We start from the raw sequence: 16,673 nt of genomic DNA, 5'->3' as shown, positions 1-16,673 counted from the left end.
TAAGTGCATGAAAAAAAGAGAGTGCTATGTTCACTTTGAGTCATCTGTTTGTTGGCTATTTGATGCTGGCGTTTGACTTTTTTTATAGCTATGGGTGACTGATTGCGCCGCTTGTTGTAGCTCAGAAACAGAGTTTTGTAGGTCAGGACTTAAATCTTTAAGATCTTGTTGCTCTGCTTTTTTTAGATTTTCGTGTAGTTCATGCACACGAAGCTCCTCGCTCACCTCCGCTTTTACGGAATTGGCCATTGCTTTTGCTGTTTTAACCCAACGGCTCACAGTTCTAATAGCGACAGGTAAGCGCTCAGGACCAAGCACCACCAAACCGACAATAAATACAACAACAAGCTCCCACATTCCCATGCTGGTTAAACCTTGTCGTTGTCTTTAGTTTTGCTAGTTGTACTTGAATCGATAGGTGTTGATTCTGCTGATTTTTCAATGTGTTCTGTTTTATTTTCGCTGGCTTGTTTTTCAGCGCTTTGCTCATCCGACATCGCTTTTTTAAAACCTTTAACTGCGCCGCCTAAATCACCACCGATACCGCGTAGCTTTTTGGTACCAAATAAAAGTACAATGATTGCAAGTACAATTAATAGCTGCCAAATACTAATACCACCAAACCCCATGGTTTTCTCCTGCTTTTAAAGCCGTTAATATTAAGATTAAATGCTGATTATACGCCCACAGCGGTAAATAGCACTTAGTTTATGCGCGGCGCCAAGCCGCTATAAAGCCAACTACAGCACAGCCTAAGACAACGCCAGCAGCCATTAAGTTGTGTTGTAAATAAAATAATGCTGAAACAATCATCGCTGCACTACTAAAAAGTCCTAAAACCAAGGGCTTATGTGAAACCGTTGATGTTGGAGGTTGTGCGTGCGGTGCTCGTTTTAAATTTTGATAAATTAAATCAGGCAACTCAGGCATTTTTTCTGCCCAAAACGGTAAGTTTGCATACATTTGCTTTAGTACAGAAAGCGGGCCAACCTGTTGTTTTACCCAGTCTTCTAAAAACGGTTTTGCGGTTTTCCACAAATCTAGTTGTGGATAAAGCTGGCGACCTAAGCCTTCAACATACAACAAGGTTTTTTGTAATAATACGAGTTGTGGTTGAACCTGCATATTAAAACGACGTGCAGTATTAAATAAATTAACCAGTACATGGCCAAATGATATTTCAGCAAGTGGTTTATTAAAAATGGGCTCGCAAACGGTACGAATGGCAAATTCAAACTCTTCAATGCTGGTATCGGGCGGCACCCACCCTGAATCAACATGTAGCTGAGCTACTTGGCGGTAGTCACGATTAAAAAAGGCAATAAAGTTTTCAGCTAAATAGCGTTTATCTTCTTTGTTAAGTGTTCCCACAATACCGCAATCTATACCAATATATTTAGGATTATGCGGGTTTTCGCGCGACACAAAAATATTGCCAGGGTGCATATCTGCATGAAAAAAACTATCGCGGAATACTTGGGTAAAAAACACTTCCACTCCGCGCTCAGCTAGTAATTTCATATTGGTATTTTGTGCCATCAGTGCTTCAGTATCTGACACCGGAATTCCGTAAATTCGCTCCATAACCAGCACATTATTGCGGCTGTAGTCACTGTATACTGTTGGAATATATAGCGATTCTGAGCCTTCAAAATTACGCTTTAATTGAATGCCGTTAGCACCCTCACGCATTAAGTCTAGTTCATCGAGTAATGTTTTTTTATACTCTTTAACCACTTCTACAGGGCGTAAGCGTTTCGCTTCATTAATTAACTTACCAACAACTTTAGCTAATTTTTCCATTAAGGCTAAGTCGGCGTTGATTTGTTGCTCAATATTAGGGCGAATAACTTTAATAACAACATCTTGCGATTCGCCCTGCGCATCAACTAGGGTGGCAGTATGCACTTGAGCAATTGAGGCCGATGCCAAGGGGGTTTGTGAAAACTCGCTAAATAGCTGGCTAATATCATCTATTTCTAATGCTTTTTCAATGATCTTTTGCGCTAATTCACCTTCAAAAGGTTCTACCTGATCTTGTAAAAAGGCTAACTCTAGCGCGATATCGTGGGGTAACAAGTCACGACGGGTTGAGAGCATTTGGCCAAATTTTATCCATACCGGGCCTAGTTGTTGCAGCGCTAAACGAAGTCTTAAGCCCGGGGGTTTATTTTTGTGTTGGTTGCGCAACCAAAACAAACTTCCTCGTGCAAGTTTAGCAAACCAAGGTACTTTGTGTTTTGGAATAAGCTCATCGAGTCCGTAGCTAAGCAGGGTTTTAGTTATGTAATACAGTCGGGCAGTTGACACAAAAAATCCTTAGCGCGTTAAAGTGCTTTAATTAGGGCGTTAATGCGTTGCTCAATGGCAGCAACTTGGCTTTTTAGTGCTCTATTTTGTTGTTTAAATTGCGCAAGCTCTAATGGGTGAATGGTGATTGCCAATTCATCTTGGAACAGGCTAATCAAGGTGCTATCGAGCTGTGATTTTGCTTTTTTACCTTGCTGCTTAAACGACTGAAAGTGCAAATAAAGTTGTTGTGCAGGTGCATCCCCAATATGCTTTGCTAGTTGCTCTGGCCAATCAATGTCTAAACTTGAAAAGGCGGAGCTATAATTTTGAGCTATATTTAAATCGCCTTGTAAATCAAGCTTATCTTGGCGAATAAGTTGAGTCAGCATGGCTGGGTTTTTCAGTGCTAACAACGTATCTATATTGGCGCTGATCATACAATCAGCGTCAGCATGTTCGAATGCAGTGTAAAGATGTAGCTGCTGATTGGCATAAGTAATGGCTATTTTTTGCTGCCAGTCTCTAACCTCAACTAATAAGCGCTGATGCTCTACCGTTTTTAGTTTATCGAGTAAGCTCGGATCGAGTTTAAGCGCTTGATTTAATACTTGCTCAATAAGCGAAAGTACAAAGCTCGGTAGCATAAAAAAACTGCCTGCAGCCGGTTGTTCTTTACTGTGTTCTTCAAGCGCCATAAATTACTAACCTTAGTATTTAAATCCACGATGCAGGGCAACAATGCCACCAGTTAGATTTTGATAAGTCGCTTGCTCAAACCCTGCTTCGACCATCATCGCTTTTAGCGTTTCTTGATCTGGGTGCATACGAATTGACTCAGCTAAATATTGGTATGATTCACTGTCGTTAGCAACCAACTTACCCATAGTAGGTAAAATGTTGAAAGAGTAAAAGTCATACGCCTTGCTGAGAAGCTCTTGCTCTGGTTTTGAAAACTCAAGAATGAGTAAACGACCACCTGGCTTTAAAATGCGGTACATAGAGCGCAATGCTTTATTTTGGTCGGTAACATTACGCAAACCAAAAGCAATCGTAATTAAATCAAAACTATTATCAGGGAAAGGTAAGGCTTCGGCATTCATTTGTACGTAATCAATGTTGCCTACAAGGCCTAAGTTATGCAGCTTTTCGCGGCCTACTTTTAACATTGAAGAGTTTATATCACCTAAAACAACCTGACCGGTTTCGCCAACAAGCTGGCTAAACTTTGCAGTTAAATCGCCAGTACCGCCGGCTAAATCTAATACATGATGACCTTTACGAATACCTGAGCTGGCAATTGTTTGACGTTTCCATAAACGATGAATACCAAAAGACATGAGATCATTCATAACATCGTACTTTGTCGCAACAGAATGAAATACATCAGCAACCATAGAAGCTTTTTCGGTTTCGGCAACAGTTTTATAGCCAAAATGCGTGGTCTTTTCAGGGTTCTCGTTCATGATTAATCTCTATCGTGGTAATAAAGACTAGTGTACTTGATTGTGCACCAAGGGTGCAATTTGAATATGATTTATCAGTTAATTTTATTGTTTGAACAGTGTACTGGGTTATTGAGAAGAGCGTGACTTAAAAGCTGCGTTTGAGGCACTTTTAACCAGCTGGTTAAAGTCGCCTTGTTGTTGCTCAGTGATCCCTAGTGAGAGAGAAATGGGGGGTAGTTTTAGATCGCTTTTTGAACTAATAAAACGTAGCTTTTCAACTCCGCCTATAACTTTTTGTGCAATAAGGTTAGCGGTTTCGGGTTCTATGTTAGCAAGTAAAACGATGAATTGATCTTTTGCAGAGCGCCCAGCTAAGCCACTTTGCGAAACATATTTTTGCACTTGCTTAGCCACTTTATTTAAAATCACTTCGCCAATGGCATCGCCAAAATTATTAATAAAATGCTCTAAATTATCAATTTGAATGGCAATAGCTGAGATTGATTTTTCTTGTTTTAACCATAACTGTGTTTGTTTGGTTAAATAATGGCGTTTATATAAGCCAGTTTGTGGGTCAATCACATGTTGTTTGCGTAAGGTATTAAGTTGTTTTTTAGTGGCTTCGTGTAGCTTTTTGGCCTGACTTAGTTGGTGTTTAAATTGTGCTTGTTGCGTTAATAAAAGCTGAGTTTGTTCATTAAGCCTTTCTAAAGCAATACGGCTGTTGGCAATATTATTTTCATCTAGAGAGTGCATACAGTCATTAACATGACCTGCAAAGTCGTTTAGCTTTTTTTCGGTCTGTTGAGCATTTTGCGATAGTGAATTGATCACGCCATTGACGTTTTCAATCATTGCAACTTCGGTTTTATGCCCTTGATTTAAATATTCAAAATAGAGTTGTTCAATAAACAGCTCATCAATATTTTGAAGGGCATCTATGGCATCATCAATGGCATTATTAAGCGCAAAATGGATTTTACTAATGTATGTATACACAACTTGAAAATTTAAGGGGGTAGGAGGCAAAACATGATGCTCTAAAAACATACATACTTTTGTCATTTTTTCTTGTGCTATAGCCATGGAATCATGGAACATCATTTGCAATTACCAACCAAATACGCATAAATGCTGATTTATAAAACTCGTCCAATGAGGCAATTTGCTTCCAAGCGCAGATACAATAATCATTATATCTGTGATTTAAAAGTAAAATGAGGCGTAGTTGATTAAAATGACGCTATAAATTCAATAACCGTTGCTTTTTTGAGCAATTACTCTAGGGCCTATTGACCTATCAGGATTAAAACTTGTTCAATCTAGAGGTGATTTAATCGCGGCGCGAGATTTGTAACCTAGTGGGCTAAGTAAAAAGCGAGTAACAAAGAGTTAATCACCTCTAGGCAGAACCCTTTGGACAGCGCAAGTTTGGCATCTATGCTGCGTTATCGCCTACTTATGGGGAGTAACCACACTACATAGGCTCTGCCTTGCCTAGAAGCCAAACACACTGCTGCAAATTTAACCTCGAAAGATAAACAGACCCTAGTTATTTATAGTTTTGTATTAACTTAAGTTAATAAAATGACTGCTGGCGTATATTTTTCGCAGTTGGTCGTATATCTATTTGCTATTTATTCAGCCTAAGATAGGTTTATCACATCTGTAACGTCATTAAGCTCAATAACTATGAATTTATCTCTTTCGAAAAAAATGCGCCTTTCCTTATTAAGTGTCACTTTAGTGTGCTCACTAAGCGCGTGTCAGCTCACCGCAATTAATGCGGATCAACAATTTACGCAAGCGGCTGAAAATATAGTACAGCATCGCCAAAATGTTAGCCCGTATAGTAACCCCGAAGGAGTTGATGGCTACTTATTACCTAATTTGTCAGCTGAATTTTTAGCGCAGCAATATCAAAAAAACACCCAGCTATTAGCAGATTTAGATGCCATAGATGTAAGTAAGCTCAGTGATGAAAACCAAATTAACTACAGTATTATTCGAGCGCAAGTGCAAAATAGTGTTGATGAATATGTATTTAATACGCACTACATGCCTTTAACGTCAGAATATGGCTTTCATTCAAGCTTATCGTTTATTGTTAATAGCTCTGATTATAAAACTGCACAAGATTATCAACACTATTTAAAGCGATTACAGCAAGTGCCGCGCTTTTTTGAGCAAAACATAGGTTGGATGCGCAAAGGATTAGAGGTTGGTTTAACTCAACCCAAAGCGGTGTTAATTGGTTATCAAGACTCGATTACTGCTTACATTGTTGATGACGTCACACAATCTGAATTTTATAAGCCATTTTTAAACAATACCGCGGGTTTAAGTGATAGTGAATTTGCAGATTTGCAACAACAAGCTAAAGCAATTATCAGTAGCCAAGTTATTAATGCCTACAAAGACTACTTAACTTTTTTTAATAACGAATACTTACCAGGCGCCCGTAGTGATATTGGTATTTCGTCAACACCGAATGGTGAGGCCTTTTATGCAAATCGTGCTAAATATTACACCACCACACAAATGACCCCAAAAGAAATACATGAGCTGGGTTTAGCGGAGGTTGCGCGCATTCGTAGTGAAATGGAAGCGGTTATTAAAGAAGTAGGTTTTAAAGGCACGTTTGCAGAATTTATCTACTTTTTACGAACAGATCCGCAGTTTTACGCCACAACGCCTGAGCAATTATTAAAAGAGGCCGCGTATATTGCAAAAAAAATGGATGCGCAGTTGCCTAAATTATTTCATACCTTACCGCGCAAACCTTATGGCGTAGCGCCGGTGCCTGCCAATATTGCTCCTAAGTACACTACTGGGCGCTATTCAGGTTCGAGCCGTGATGATCAAGCCGGCTTTTATTGGGTGAACACGTACGCTTTAGATAAACGACCACTCTATGCTTTAGAAGCGTTAACTTTGCACGAAGCTGTGCCGGGTCATCATTTACAAATTTCACTCAATGCAGAACTTGAAAGTTTACCTAGCTATCGCCGTGATGCGTATTTATCAGCGTTTGGTGAGGGCTGGGGATTGTATTCAGAGTACTTAGGCGTTGAAGCGGGTTTTTATCAAGACCCGTACAGCAACTTTGGTCGTTTAACCTACGAAATGTGGCGTGCTGCACGTTTAGTGGTTGATACGGGTATGCACATGTACGGCTGGAGTCGTGAGCGTGCAATGAATTTTATGGCCGATAATACGGCGCTTTCATTACACAATGTAAAAACAGAAACCGATCGTTATATTTCATGGCCTGCACAAGCGTTGTCATACAAAATTGGTGAGTTAACAATTAAACGTCTGCGTGCAGAGGCCGAGCAAGCATTAGGTCAGCAGTTTGATATTCGTGAGTTTCATCATCAAATATTGCGCCATGGTTCAGTGCCTTTGTCGGTGCTTGAGCAGCAAATACGTTTGTATATACAAGCAGAATTAGCAAAAACAGATAGCTAATAGCGCATTATTTTGAAACTATAAAAGCGTGGTGTTATTTAATGACATCACGCTTTTTTAGCATTTAAGGATAAGTAATGAGTCAATTTATAATGTTCAGTATCGATGTGTTTGCCAGCTTATTTATTGTTGTATTTGGATTGCTGGTTATATTAATTGTTATTTTTTATGTTCGAGATGTTACCCAAACAAAGCATGCTATTAGGCGTAATTATCCGGTAATTGGACGTTTTCGGTACTTTTTTGAGCGCCAAGGTGAGTTTTTCCGTCAGTATTTTTTTGCTCTCGACCGTGAAGAAATGCCCTTTAATCGCGCCGAACGCAGTTGGGTATATCGGGCTGCTAAAGATGTTGATCATACGGCTGCTTTTGGTTCAACCCAAAGCTTAGAAACGACAGGCACCGTAATGTTTATGAACTGCGCATTTCCTACCTTAGATGAAGAAGCTCTAGCGCCTAGCAACGTAACGCTTGGGCCTTATTGTAAATTTCCTTACACCACAAATTCGTTATTTAATATATCGGGCATGAGCTTTGGCGCGTTATCCAGTCCTGCTGTACGTGCACTCTCAAAGGGGGCAAAATTAGCCGGTTGTTGGATGAACACGGGGGAAGGCGGACTTAGTCCGTATCACTTAGAAGGTGGTGCCGATATCGTGTTTCAAATTGGTACGGCTAAATATGGTGTACGCGACGAGCATGGAAATTTAAGCACAGAAAAACTAAAAGCAGTTGCTGCACACCCTGCAGTTAAAATGTTTGAGCTGAAAATGAGCCAAGGTGCCAAGCCAGGTAAAGGCGGTATGTTACCTGGGCGAAAAGTGAATGCTGAAATTGCTAAAATAAGAGGCATACCTGAGGGGCAGGATTCAATTAGCCCAAATGGGCACCCAGAAATAAAAAATCCAAACGATATTTTAGACATGCTCACCACGATAAGAAGTACAACCGGTAAACCGACAGGCTTTAAAGCGGTAATTGGTGAACATACTTGGTTAGAAAGTTTATTTGCCGAGATAAATCATCGTGGTATTGAGTCTGCACCCGACTTCATTACCATTGATAGTGCTGATGGTGGTACCGGCGCTGCACCTCAGTCTTTACTCGATTCGGTGGGGTTACCGCTAAAAGAAAGTCTTCCTTTAGTTATTCAGTTACTAAAAAAGCATGGCCTTAGAGAGCGAGTTAAAATTATTGTCTCTGGCAAATTAATTGTGCCCTCAAAAGTTGCGTGGGCATTAGCACTGGGTGCCGACTTTGTTGTGTCTGCACGTGGACATATGTTTGCACTAGGCTGCATTCAGGCTATGCAATGTAATAAAGATACCTGCCCCACAGGAATTACTACGCATAATGAACGTTTACAACGGGGCTTGAATGTTGAAGATAAAGCGCAGCGGGTCGCAAATTATAATAAATACATTCATTACGGTGCGGGGCTTATTGCACATTCTTGTGGCGTTACCAGTGCCCGCGAATTAAAACGCAAACATGTGCGTATAGTGCAAGAAAGTGGTCTTTCTGAGCCACTAGATAAAATGTACGAGCACTATCATTAGATATAGCTTAAAGGCGCTTAAAGCGCCTTTTTTAATAAAATAAAGACTTAGTTTAGGGTCAAACAGACCCTAATTTAAATGGCTTATTAGCAAGCTGAAAAACGCGTCTTTGGTATCGCAAGTGTGGGCATTTAAAATCAATTGCTCACCCAGTGCTAATGTTTGTTTTTGTACGTTTAACCGTGCGGCCTCATCGGTAATGCCTTCTATATCAATTACATTAGCAAGACCTATAGTGCGTCTAATTAGCTCTATGCCACAGTAGCCAATAGCATCTTGTAAAACATGTTTCATAAAATACTCTGCGTAGCCTGAAGCTTTAAGTGTCTCATCAGTTGTTTGCTTATTTATGAGCTCAAACCACTGTTGTTCAAATGTGGCGTAGCATTCAACCAATGTACTTAATAAATGGGTTTGATAATTACGACGTGCTACAAAGTCGTCAATGCGACCGTGCTGAGCACAGTAATTTAGTAGTAAGTTACCGATAAAAGATCCAATATCAAAGCCAATAGGACCAAAAAAGCCAAACTCAGGGTCGATCATTTTAGTGGTAGTTTGATTAACAAAAATACTTCCGCTGTGCATATCGCCATGCAACAAGGTTTGTGGGTTCGATAAAAAGTTAGCTTTTAGCTTTGCTACTTCAAGTTTTAATGCCCCGTTTTTACGAATAGCCTCAACTTCAGTTTGTAATTGTGCCGGATAGTTGTTGCGTTCATGCTCTGTGTACGGATCGCTAAAAAATAAATCTTCAGTAATTTGGCACAATTCAGGGTTAGTAAATTGGCTAATACGTGCTTTTTTATCTTGCGCTAATAAATAAAAGTCAGAGTTATAAAAGCCCGTTTGGCTTAAATACACAGCTACGTGGTGAGCAAGGTTTGGAAATTGTTCAGCATTATTTTGCGCTGTTCGCAAAATTTGCATATCACCTAAATCTTCTAAAATGGTCAGGGCTAAGTCTTTATTGTAATGTAAAACAGTAACCGTATGCGCAGGGCAAATAGCCCCATGATTAAGTAAAACTTCTGCCTCAATTCGTGCTCTATCAAGTGTTAATGGCCACGACTCACCTACACAACGCGCATACGGTAAAGCTTGCTTTAATATAATACTGTTGTTTTGCTCATCCGTAATTCTAAATACTAAGTTGAGATTACCGTCACCAAATTCATAAGCGGTAAGCGCTTGCCCCGGCTTAAAAAAGTCGTATTGATTAGATTCAATTAACGAATTGATGTAATTAATAGCGTGCTGTGCATTAAAAGCAACATAGTTAGTCATGGTTTTATTCTCAATAAAGATGCATTTAAGCATTCTATACCTTTAAATGTTTAGATGTCTATAAGTCTAACTTGAGAGTTCTTCAAAGTGGTGTAAAATAAACCTACGCACTTCTAATCTTTTGAGCCTTATGCAAAATTTAATCGCAAGCAGTTTAAAATATGAAAATAGTACGCTGAGCGTACTTGATCAATATTTGCTTCCTCATCAACAAGTGTGGCATGAATGCCACACTGTAGAGACAATGAAAGAGCTGATCATCAGCTTAAAAGTGCGTGGTGCGCCACTTATAGGCTTAGGGGCCAGTTTATTAATTGCTTATTTAGCTGAGCAAGGTATGACTAGAGACGCGCTTGCAACCGCCATAAATGAGCTAGAAGCCACTCGCCCAACAGCGGTTAACTTAATGCATTGTATGGCGGCGTTGCGCCAAGCGCTTAAACAAACTGATTATGTTGCCAGTATTGTTGCAACGGCTGAGCAGTTATTTATTGAAGACATTGAGCTATGTGAGCGTATGGCAACACGTGGTGCCGAGCTAATAAATAGCGGCGACAATATATTAACTCACTGTAATACCGGCGCTTTAGCCACTGCGGGCATAGGTACGGCATTGGGTGTTATTTATAAAGCACAACAAGTCCATGGCAATGTTCATGTGTGGGTGGATGAAACACGCCCCTTACTGCAAGGCGGGCGTTTGACCGCGTTTGAATTGGAGCGTTGGCAAATACCTTACACGCTAATTTGCGATAACATGGCGGCCAGTTTAATGGCTGCAGGTAAGGTAGATAAAATTGTTGTAGGGGCTGATCGTATTGCTGCTAATGGCGACTTTGCCAATAAAGTCGGTACTTATAATTTAGCGGTGCTTGCGCATTTTCATAATATTCCATTTTATGTGGTGGCACCGGTTACTACGCTTGATCTAAAGACTGCCCAAGGTAGCGATATAGAAATAGAGCAACGTAATCCACAAGAAGTGCGTGGTGTTAGTGGTAGTTTTGGCGAGGCATTGTGGGCTCCCACTAATGCTAATGTATACAACCCCGCATTTGACGTAACACCCGCAAAGTTGGTTACTGGGTGGGTGTTAGATACCGGTGTTTATAACCAGAGTCAGGTAGAAAATGGCGTACTCTTAAAGCTGAAGTAATTTTGTGATGCGTTTGGTCCACGTTATGTTTATTAGTGTGGACCAGGGTTTTGAATGATTAAATTACGGTAATAATGGAAATTGCTCTGCAATCGGTGATTCCGTGCTTTGTGCTACCCAACCTTCTGTATTGTTAAATAGACGAATAGCGGTAAATTCTGGGTCGCTACCCATATCAAACCAATGAGGGGTAAGCTTAGGTACTGAGATCAAATCGCCTTGTTGACAAAGTACTTGGTACACTTTACTGCCAATGTGTAAGCAAAATAACCCTTGGCCTTTGACAAAAAAGCGTACTTCGTCTTCGCTGTGAGTGTGTTCAAATAAAAATTTTTTGCGCAATTCTGCAGCATCAGGGTTGCCTTTAACCAGCGATATAACGTCAACAGTTTGATAGCCGCCTTGCTGTTTTAAGCGTTCAATATCGCCGTTGTAGGCAGTTAAAATATCATCATTGCTGGTGCTTTCAGTAATCTCGGTATTTGCCTGCCATTGCTCAAAACGCACATTAACCTTAGCAAGTTCAGCGGTAATTCGTTGAACGTCGCTACTGGTCAGCAGTGCATTATTGGCGTCAGAATCTGCAAAAATAGTGAGTTGGCTCATGCTAAATGCTCCGCTTTAAATTGGCTAAAATCGTTAATGTAGCTGTGCTTTGATGAGCTTTCTTGCCCATCGCGAATTAAATGTAAAGTTTTAAGCCCAGCGGTTTTTGCAGCATCAAGCTCTGCAACTACATCACTTAAAAACAATACTTCGTCTGGGTTAAAAGGCAATTGCGTTATTATGTTTTCATAGGCGCTTGGCGCTTGTTTAGCGCCTACTTTTGTATCAAAGTAATCACTAAATAGTGAGCGAATATCGCCAAAGTCAGAATACTGAAAAATTAAATGCTGTGCTTTCACAGAGCCCGACGAATAAACGTATAACTGTTGGCCAGCTTGCTTTTGTTGTTGTAAAAATTGATAAGCATCTGGGTATAAGTGACCAGTAAAATCACCGTTTTCATAGCCTGTTTGCCAAATTAAACCTTGTAATTGCTTAAGTGGCGTTATTTTTTTATCTTCTTCAATCCAAGTAAGTAAAGTGCTAATAACGGTGTCGATATCGGCATTAGGCTCGTTAATTTCAGCTTTTACAGCGCTAATTTGTTCTGCTACTTCAGGCTGTTCTGTGTGACCGCGCACAAATGCAGGCAGTTGTTGTGCGGCATAAGGAAATAGCACATCTTTTACAAACGAAATACGCGTAATAGTGCCTTCAATATCAGTTAGCAATGCTTTGATCATAGTGCGGTTCCTGTTATTTTTAAGCGTTCTAGCTCGCAACTAAATAAAAACTCTAATGCCTCTAAATGGCGGCGAACTTCATCAATGTTACGGCCAACAGCATATAAACCATGACCTCTGATCAATACGGCATGCTTAATTGGTGAGTGTAAGTGATGGTCGCTCACAAGTAGGCTTAAACGGTCTATATCTTGATCGTTATCGAAAATAGGGATAGCCAGTGATTCTAAGTGCGATGTAATACCGCTGAGCGCTTTTTGCATCTCGTAGCCGGTTAGTTCAAGCTGATGGCGTTGAATAATATTTGAAAGTACAGTTGCCGCTACCGAGTGAGTATGCAAAACATATTGCGCGTCAGGAATAAGTTGATACAAGCTCAAATGCAGTTGTGTTTCGGCTGAGGGTTTTATTGCCCCTGCAACACGCTCACCTAAATGATTTAATTGTAGAAAATGCTCAGGCATTAACGCGCCTTTGTCCTGGCCACTGGCTGTGACTACAAAGCCCGTACTGGTGCGAGCTGAAAAGTTTCCACCTGTTGCGGGTACCCAACCTTTTTGACTGACCCATTTTCCGGCTTCAATAAGTTCTGAAATAGCGGTATTGTTTTGCATACATTCCTCACTAATGAGCATAAAGCTATTTGTTTTAGACGGCTATACTTCTGTTTTAAGCAATGATAGCATCGCTTTGGGCGTAAAACCATCATTAAGGGTAACCAGTGTTTGAAAGTAAATTGCCAAATTTAGGCACCAGTATTTTTAGTCAAATGACTGCTTTAGCAAATCAATTCGAAGCGATTAATTTATCGCAGGGTTTTCCTGAGTTTGATGCTCCTGAGCTACTTAAAAAACAGCTTAATCATTATGTGCTTGAAGGAGTTAATCAATATTCACCTTCACCTGGTGTACCGCGCCTGCAGCAACAAATTGCCCAGTTAGCAAAACGAAAATATGCGGTTGAAATAGATGCCGCGCAGCAAGTAACTGTAACCTCAGGGGCAACCGAGGCGCTGTTTGTTGCCATTCAAGCGCTAGTGCGCGAAGGTGATGAAGTCATTGTATTTGACCCCGCTTATGACTCATACCAGCCAGCGATTGAATTGGCCGGTGGTAAGTCAGTTAATATTGCTCTGCATGCTCCGAGCTATGTAATTGACTGGCAAACGGTGGCTGCGGCTATTAATAGCAAAACGCGGGCTATTATTATCAACACTCCACATAACCCAAGTGGTAAAACGTTAAAACAGCACGATATTAATGCTCTAAAAGCCTTAGTCATCGAGCATGATTTATACCTGATAAGTGATGAAGTATACGAGCATATTACTTTTGATAAGCAACCACATTTAAGTGTGTTACGAGATGAGGAATTGCTTGCTCGCAGCTTTGTGATCTCAAGCTTTGGTAAAACCTTTCATAGCACCGGTTGGAAAATGGGCTACTGTATTGCGCCTACTGATTTATGCGAAGAATTTCGAAAGATTCATCAGTATGTTACTTTTTCAAGCTTTACGCCTGCACAACATGCATTAGCCGATATGTTAGAACAGCAAGGTGAGCATGTGGATGCGCTAAGTGAGTTTTATCAACAAAAACGCGATGTGCTCAGTAATGCTCTACAAGATAGCCGCTTTAGCATTTTACCAAGTGAAGGCACCTACTTTTTACTGCTTGATTACAGTGATGTATCTGACTTAAATGACGTAGAATTTTGCCAATGGTTAGCAGAACAAGCTGGCGTTGCAGCCATTCCACTGAGCGTGTTTTATCAGCAACCAAGCAATGATAAAGTTATTCGTTTATGTTTTGCTAAAAATGATCAAACCTTAATAGAGGCGGCACATATTTTATGTCAACTTTAACCTTAGCATTATTACAAAGCTCGCTGCATTGGCTCGATAAAAAAGCCAATTTAGCGATGTTTGAAAAACAGCTTGCTAACATCACCAATCAACCTGATTTAATTGTACTTCCTGAAACCTTTGCCACTGGATTTGCGGTTAACCTTGACTGTGGCGAAGCTGAAAATGGCTCAGTACTGAGTTGGCTCAAGGCACAGGCGAAGCACTATAATGCGGTAATTGCAGGCTCGGTATTGGTAACCCAAGGAAGTAAAAAAGCGAATCGGTTTTACTGGGTACAACCAAATGGAGAAGTGAGCTATTACGATAAACGGCACTTATTTTGTTTAGGTAACGAAGGCGAGTTTGTAGTGGCAGGACAAACGCGTGAAGTGTTTGAACTCAATGGGTTTAAAATATTGCCACAAGTATGCTACGACTTACGGTTTCCGGTGTTTCAGCGCAATAACAATGACTACGACGTGATGATAAATATTGCCAATTGGCCAGCAGCAAGGCGCAATGTATGGGACACTTTATTAATGGCACGAGCAATGGAAAACCTATGCTACGTGGTTGGCGTAAACCGGGTTGGTGAAGATGGCAATGGTATTGCTCACAGTGGTGGAACTGCAGTGTATGACTTTAAAGGTGAGCCACTGATTAAAGCGAATGACGACCAGCAAGCACTACTAACAATCACGTTAAATAAAGCGCCGCTTGATGAGTTTAGAGCTAAATTTCCGGCACATTTAGATGCTGATGCTTTTACATTGGTATAAATTAGCGCCCAGCCGATAAAGTGCTAAAATAGCCGCTGATATTTTTATTGGCGGCTTTATGAATACAACCCTTATTACACCGGTAATTTTAGCTGGCGGTATTGGCACACGGCTTTGGCCGCTGTCGCGCCAAGCAATGCCAAAGCAGTTTTTATCTTTGCTTGATAATAAAAACCAGCAGTCGTTATTGCAAAGTACGTTAGTGCGTGTTGCAACTGAGGGCTTTAATCCCGCTATTTTGGTCTGTAATGAGCAGCATCGATTTATTGCCGCGCAGCAGGCTGCATTTGCAAAGCCCCATGCCATAGTACTTGAGCCAGAAGGCAAAAATACCGCACCAGCCATTGCCCTTGCCGCGCACTATGCATTAAAAAATAATATTACTGGTCCCTTGTTGGTGATGCCTGCCGATCATTATATTGAAGATTTTACGCCATTAACTGCTCAGTTATCTGATGCGGTGACACTGGCTGAGCAAGGTAAATTAGTTACATTTTCAATTACGCCAACAGAGCCGCATACCGGTTATGGCTATATCAAACAGGGCGCAGCAATTACAGGTACTGCTTGCTTTGAGGTAGATCAGTTTAAAGAAAAGCCTGATTTAGCAACTGCATCAAGCTACTTAACTGAGGGCGGTTATAGTTGGAACAGTGGCATGTTTTTATTTACTCCCGCTGCATATCTAAAAGAGCTGGAACGCTTTGCGCCAAAAATAGCTAAAAGTGTTGCTAGTGCCATTGATTTTAAACAAGACTTAGCGTTTACAAGAGCAAATACTCATGCACTTGAATCTTGCCCAAGTGACTCGATTGACTACGCTATTTTAGAGCGCAGTAATAATGTGGTGGTAATGCCCGTTGCGTTAAAGTGGAGCGATGTGGGCAGTTTTTCTGCACTGGCAGCGCTAAGTAAAAAAGAGCCACAAGGTAATAGCCCACACCAAGAACATATCGCCCAAAACAGTAGTAACAACTTAGTTATTAGCGAAGATGGACACACAATAGCGACGTTAGGGGTAAGCGATTTAGCGGTTATTCATACCCACGACGCCACTTTAATTGCTGATCAAAATGCGCTTGATGCCCTCCCGTTATTACTCAAGCAATTGGCAACAACACATAATAACAAACTGACACACCATCAGGTGGTTTACCGCCCTTGGGGAAATTATCGTACGCTGGTAGAAAGTATCGGTTTTAAAGTAAAAAAAATAACCGTTAATAGTGGGGCTAGGCTCTCAACGCAGCGTCATCAGCATCGCGCTGAGCATTGGGTTGTGGTGTCGGGCACTGCAGATATATGTATTGATCAGCAAAGCTTAACGCTGACCCACGACCAATCTTGTTATATTGCAGCAAAACAGCTGCACAGTTTAGCGAATAATCAGCCCGAGCCCTTAGTTGTTATTGAAGTTCAAACGGGTGCCATTTTAGATGAAAGCGATATAGAGCGATTTGACGATATATACGGCAGAAAATAACAGTATAAATAGTGAAAATACTTGATTATTTGTCACTGTAGTAAAACTTGATAGCCCGTAGCCCGT

Annotated in this window: 16 protein-coding genes; 6 read left to right on the top strand and 10 right to left on the bottom strand. The window is 40.7% G+C overall.

The window, feature by feature from the left end; translation table 11 throughout:
• Nucleotides 1-30: 30 nt before the first annotated feature.
• The 6 genes from tatB to CWC14_RS03950 all read right to left on the bottom strand — a co-directional run bounded on the left by tatB (nucleotide 31) and on the right by CWC14_RS03950 (nucleotide 4,823).
• Entirely contained in the window at nucleotides 31-363 is a 333-nt protein-coding gene (tatB, locus tag CWC14_RS03975) for a Sec-independent protein translocase protein TatB (RefSeq protein WP_138561403.1), read from the bottom strand.
• Nucleotides 364-368: 5 nt separating this feature from the next.
• A complete protein-coding gene (tatA, locus tag CWC14_RS03970) occupies nucleotides 369-629 on the bottom strand; it encodes a Sec-independent protein translocase subunit TatA (protein ID WP_013466200.1) in 261 nt (86 codons plus the stop codon).
• A 79-nt stretch (nucleotides 630-708) separates the two neighbouring features.
• Nucleotides 709-2,310, bottom strand: a complete 1,602-nt coding sequence (gene ubiB / locus CWC14_RS03965) for a ubiquinone biosynthesis regulatory protein kinase UbiB (protein WP_028834688.1) — start codon at nucleotides 2,308-2,310, stop codon at nucleotides 709-711.
• A gap of 17 nt (nucleotides 2,311-2,327) precedes the next feature.
• A complete protein-coding gene (locus tag CWC14_RS03960) occupies nucleotides 2,328-2,987 on the bottom strand; it encodes a ubiquinone biosynthesis accessory factor UbiJ (protein WP_138561401.1) in 660 nt (219 codons plus the stop codon).
• A gap of 12 nt (nucleotides 2,988-2,999) precedes the next feature.
• Nucleotides 3,000-3,755, bottom strand: coding sequence for a bifunctional demethylmenaquinone methyltransferase/2-methoxy-6-polyprenyl-1,4-benzoquinol methylase UbiE (ubiE, locus tag CWC14_RS03955; protein ID WP_008108541.1), 756 nt, complete (start codon nucleotides 3,753-3,755; stop codon nucleotides 3,000-3,002).
• 108 nt (nucleotides 3,756-3,863) lie between these two features.
• A complete protein-coding gene (locus tag CWC14_RS03950; RefSeq protein ID WP_138561451.1) occupies nucleotides 3,864-4,823 on the bottom strand; it encodes a GGDEF domain-containing protein in 960 nt (319 codons plus the stop codon).
• A gap of 606 nt (nucleotides 4,824-5,429) precedes the next feature.
• On the opposite strand from CWC14_RS03950, the gene CWC14_RS03945 reads away from it, so the two are divergent.
• Together CWC14_RS03945 and CWC14_RS03940 are read left to right on the top strand one after the other, a co-directional pair.
• A complete protein-coding gene (locus CWC14_RS03945) occupies nucleotides 5,430-7,208 on the top strand; it encodes a DUF885 domain-containing protein (protein ID WP_138561399.1) in 1,779 nt (592 codons plus the stop codon).
• A gap of 77 nt (nucleotides 7,209-7,285) precedes the next feature.
• Nucleotides 7,286-8,767 (top strand): FMN-binding glutamate synthase family protein, encoded by a 1,482-nt coding sequence (locus CWC14_RS03940; protein ID WP_138561397.1) that lies wholly within the window; start codon nucleotides 7,286-7,288, stop codon nucleotides 8,765-8,767.
• 69 nt (nucleotides 8,768-8,836) lie between these two features.
• On the opposite strand, the gene mtnK is transcribed toward CWC14_RS03940, so the two are convergent.
• Nucleotides 8,837-10,054 carry an S-methyl-5-thioribose kinase gene (gene mtnK / locus CWC14_RS03935; protein ID WP_249928685.1) on the bottom strand — a complete coding sequence of 406 codons (1,218 nt, stop codon included), beginning with the start codon at nucleotides 10,052-10,054 and terminating at the stop codon, nucleotides 8,837-8,839.
• Nucleotides 10,055-10,184: 130 nt separating this feature from the next.
• On the opposite strand from mtnK, the gene mtnA reads away from it, so the two are divergent.
• Entirely contained in the window at nucleotides 10,185-11,210 is a 1,026-nt protein-coding gene (gene mtnA / locus CWC14_RS03930; RefSeq protein WP_138561393.1) for an S-methyl-5-thioribose-1-phosphate isomerase, read from the top strand.
• 63 nt (nucleotides 11,211-11,273) lie between these two features.
• Here mtnA and CWC14_RS03925 read toward each other — a convergent pair whose 3' ends face one another.
• Genes CWC14_RS03925 through CWC14_RS03915 form a run of 3 tightly spaced genes read right to left on the bottom strand, consistent with a single transcriptional unit; the run spans nucleotide 11,274 to nucleotide 13,113 of the window.
• Nucleotides 11,274-11,816 (bottom strand): 1,2-dihydroxy-3-keto-5-methylthiopentene dioxygenase, encoded by a 543-nt coding sequence (locus CWC14_RS03925; RefSeq protein WP_008108531.1) that lies wholly within the window; start codon nucleotides 11,814-11,816, stop codon nucleotides 11,274-11,276.
• Complete coding sequence (mtnC, locus tag CWC14_RS03920) at nucleotides 11,813-12,499, bottom strand: acireductone synthase (RefSeq protein WP_138561391.1); 687 nt, start codon at nucleotides 12,497-12,499, stop codon at nucleotides 11,813-11,815. Before mtnC ends, CWC14_RS03925 begins: the two co-directional genes overlap by 4 nt.
• Nucleotides 12,496-13,113, bottom strand: a complete 618-nt coding sequence (locus CWC14_RS03915) for a methylthioribulose 1-phosphate dehydratase (RefSeq protein ID WP_036957053.1) — start codon at nucleotides 13,111-13,113, stop codon at nucleotides 12,496-12,498. Before CWC14_RS03915 ends, mtnC begins: the two co-directional genes overlap by 4 nt.
• Nucleotides 13,114-13,220: 107 nt before the next feature.
• On the opposite strand from CWC14_RS03915, the gene CWC14_RS03910 reads away from it, so the two are divergent.
• Genes CWC14_RS03910 through CWC14_RS03900 form a run of 3 tightly spaced genes read left to right on the top strand, consistent with a single transcriptional unit; the run spans nucleotide 13,221 to nucleotide 16,607 of the window.
• On the top strand, nucleotides 13,221-14,363 hold the full coding sequence (locus tag CWC14_RS03910; protein WP_138561389.1) for a methionine aminotransferase: 1,143 nt from the start codon (nucleotides 13,221-13,223) through the stop codon (nucleotides 14,361-14,363).
• Nucleotides 14,351-15,124 carry an amidohydrolase gene (locus CWC14_RS03905; protein ID WP_013466188.1) on the top strand — a complete coding sequence of 258 codons (774 nt, stop codon included), beginning with the start codon at nucleotides 14,351-14,353 and terminating at the stop codon, nucleotides 15,122-15,124. Before CWC14_RS03910 ends, CWC14_RS03905 begins: the two co-directional genes overlap by 13 nt.
• Nucleotides 15,125-15,182: 58 nt before the next feature.
• On the top strand, nucleotides 15,183-16,607 hold the full coding sequence (locus tag CWC14_RS03900; protein WP_138561387.1) for a mannose-1-phosphate guanylyltransferase/mannose-6-phosphate isomerase: 1,425 nt from the start codon (nucleotides 15,183-15,185) through the stop codon (nucleotides 16,605-16,607).
• The last annotated feature ends 66 nt before the right edge of the window (nucleotides 16,608-16,673 follow it).

Origin of the sequence: Pseudoalteromonas sp. S3260 (assembly GCF_005886925.1) — a bacterium.
GTDB lineage: Bacteria > Pseudomonadota > Gammaproteobacteria > Enterobacterales > Alteromonadaceae > Pseudoalteromonas > Pseudoalteromonas tetraodonis.
This window is presented reverse-complemented; position numbering and strand designations above follow the sequence as displayed.

Bases quoted from the DNA above. Each gene is read 5' to 3' on its own strand.
- CWC14_RS03915 (WP_036957053.1), bottom strand. From the start codon at position 13,113: ATGCAAAACAATACCGCTATTTCAGAACTTATTGAAGCCGGAAAATGG.
- mtnA (WP_138561393.1), top strand. From the start codon at position 10,185: ATGCAAAATTTAATCGCAAGCAGTTTAAAATATGAAAATAGTACGCTG.
- CWC14_RS03950 (WP_138561451.1), bottom strand. From the start codon at position 4,823: ATGGCTATAGCACAAGAAAAAATGACAAAAGTATGTATGTTTTTAGAG.
- mtnK (WP_249928685.1), bottom strand. From the start codon at position 10,054: ATGACTAACTATGTTGCTTTTAATGCACAGCACGCTATTAATTACATC.
- CWC14_RS03940 (WP_138561397.1), top strand. From the start codon at position 7,286: ATGAGTCAATTTATAATGTTCAGTATCGATGTGTTTGCCAGCTTATTT.
- tatA (WP_013466200.1), bottom strand. From the start codon at position 629: ATGGGGTTTGGTGGTATTAGTATTTGGCAGCTATTAATTGTACTTGCA.
- ubiE (WP_008108541.1), bottom strand. From the start codon at position 3,755: ATGAACGAGAACCCTGAAAAGACCACGCATTTTGGCTATAAAACTGTT.
- CWC14_RS03925 (WP_008108531.1), bottom strand. From the start codon at position 11,816: ATGAGCCAACTCACTATTTTTGCAGATTCTGACGCCAATAATGCACTG.
- CWC14_RS03960 (WP_138561401.1), bottom strand. From the start codon at position 2,987: ATGGCGCTTGAAGAACACAGTAAAGAACAACCGGCTGCAGGCAGTTTT.
- CWC14_RS03945 (WP_138561399.1), top strand. From the start codon at position 5,430: ATGAATTTATCTCTTTCGAAAAAAATGCGCCTTTCCTTATTAAGTGTC.
- tatB (WP_138561403.1), bottom strand. From the start codon at position 363: ATGGGAATGTGGGAGCTTGTTGTTGTATTTATTGTCGGTTTGGTGGTG.
- mtnC (WP_138561391.1), bottom strand. From the start codon at position 12,499: ATGATCAAAGCATTGCTAACTGATATTGAAGGCACTATTACGCGTATT.
- CWC14_RS03905 (WP_013466188.1), top strand. From the start codon at position 14,351: ATGTCAACTTTAACCTTAGCATTATTACAAAGCTCGCTGCATTGGCTC.
- CWC14_RS03900 (WP_138561387.1), top strand. From the start codon at position 15,183: ATGAATACAACCCTTATTACACCGGTAATTTTAGCTGGCGGTATTGGC.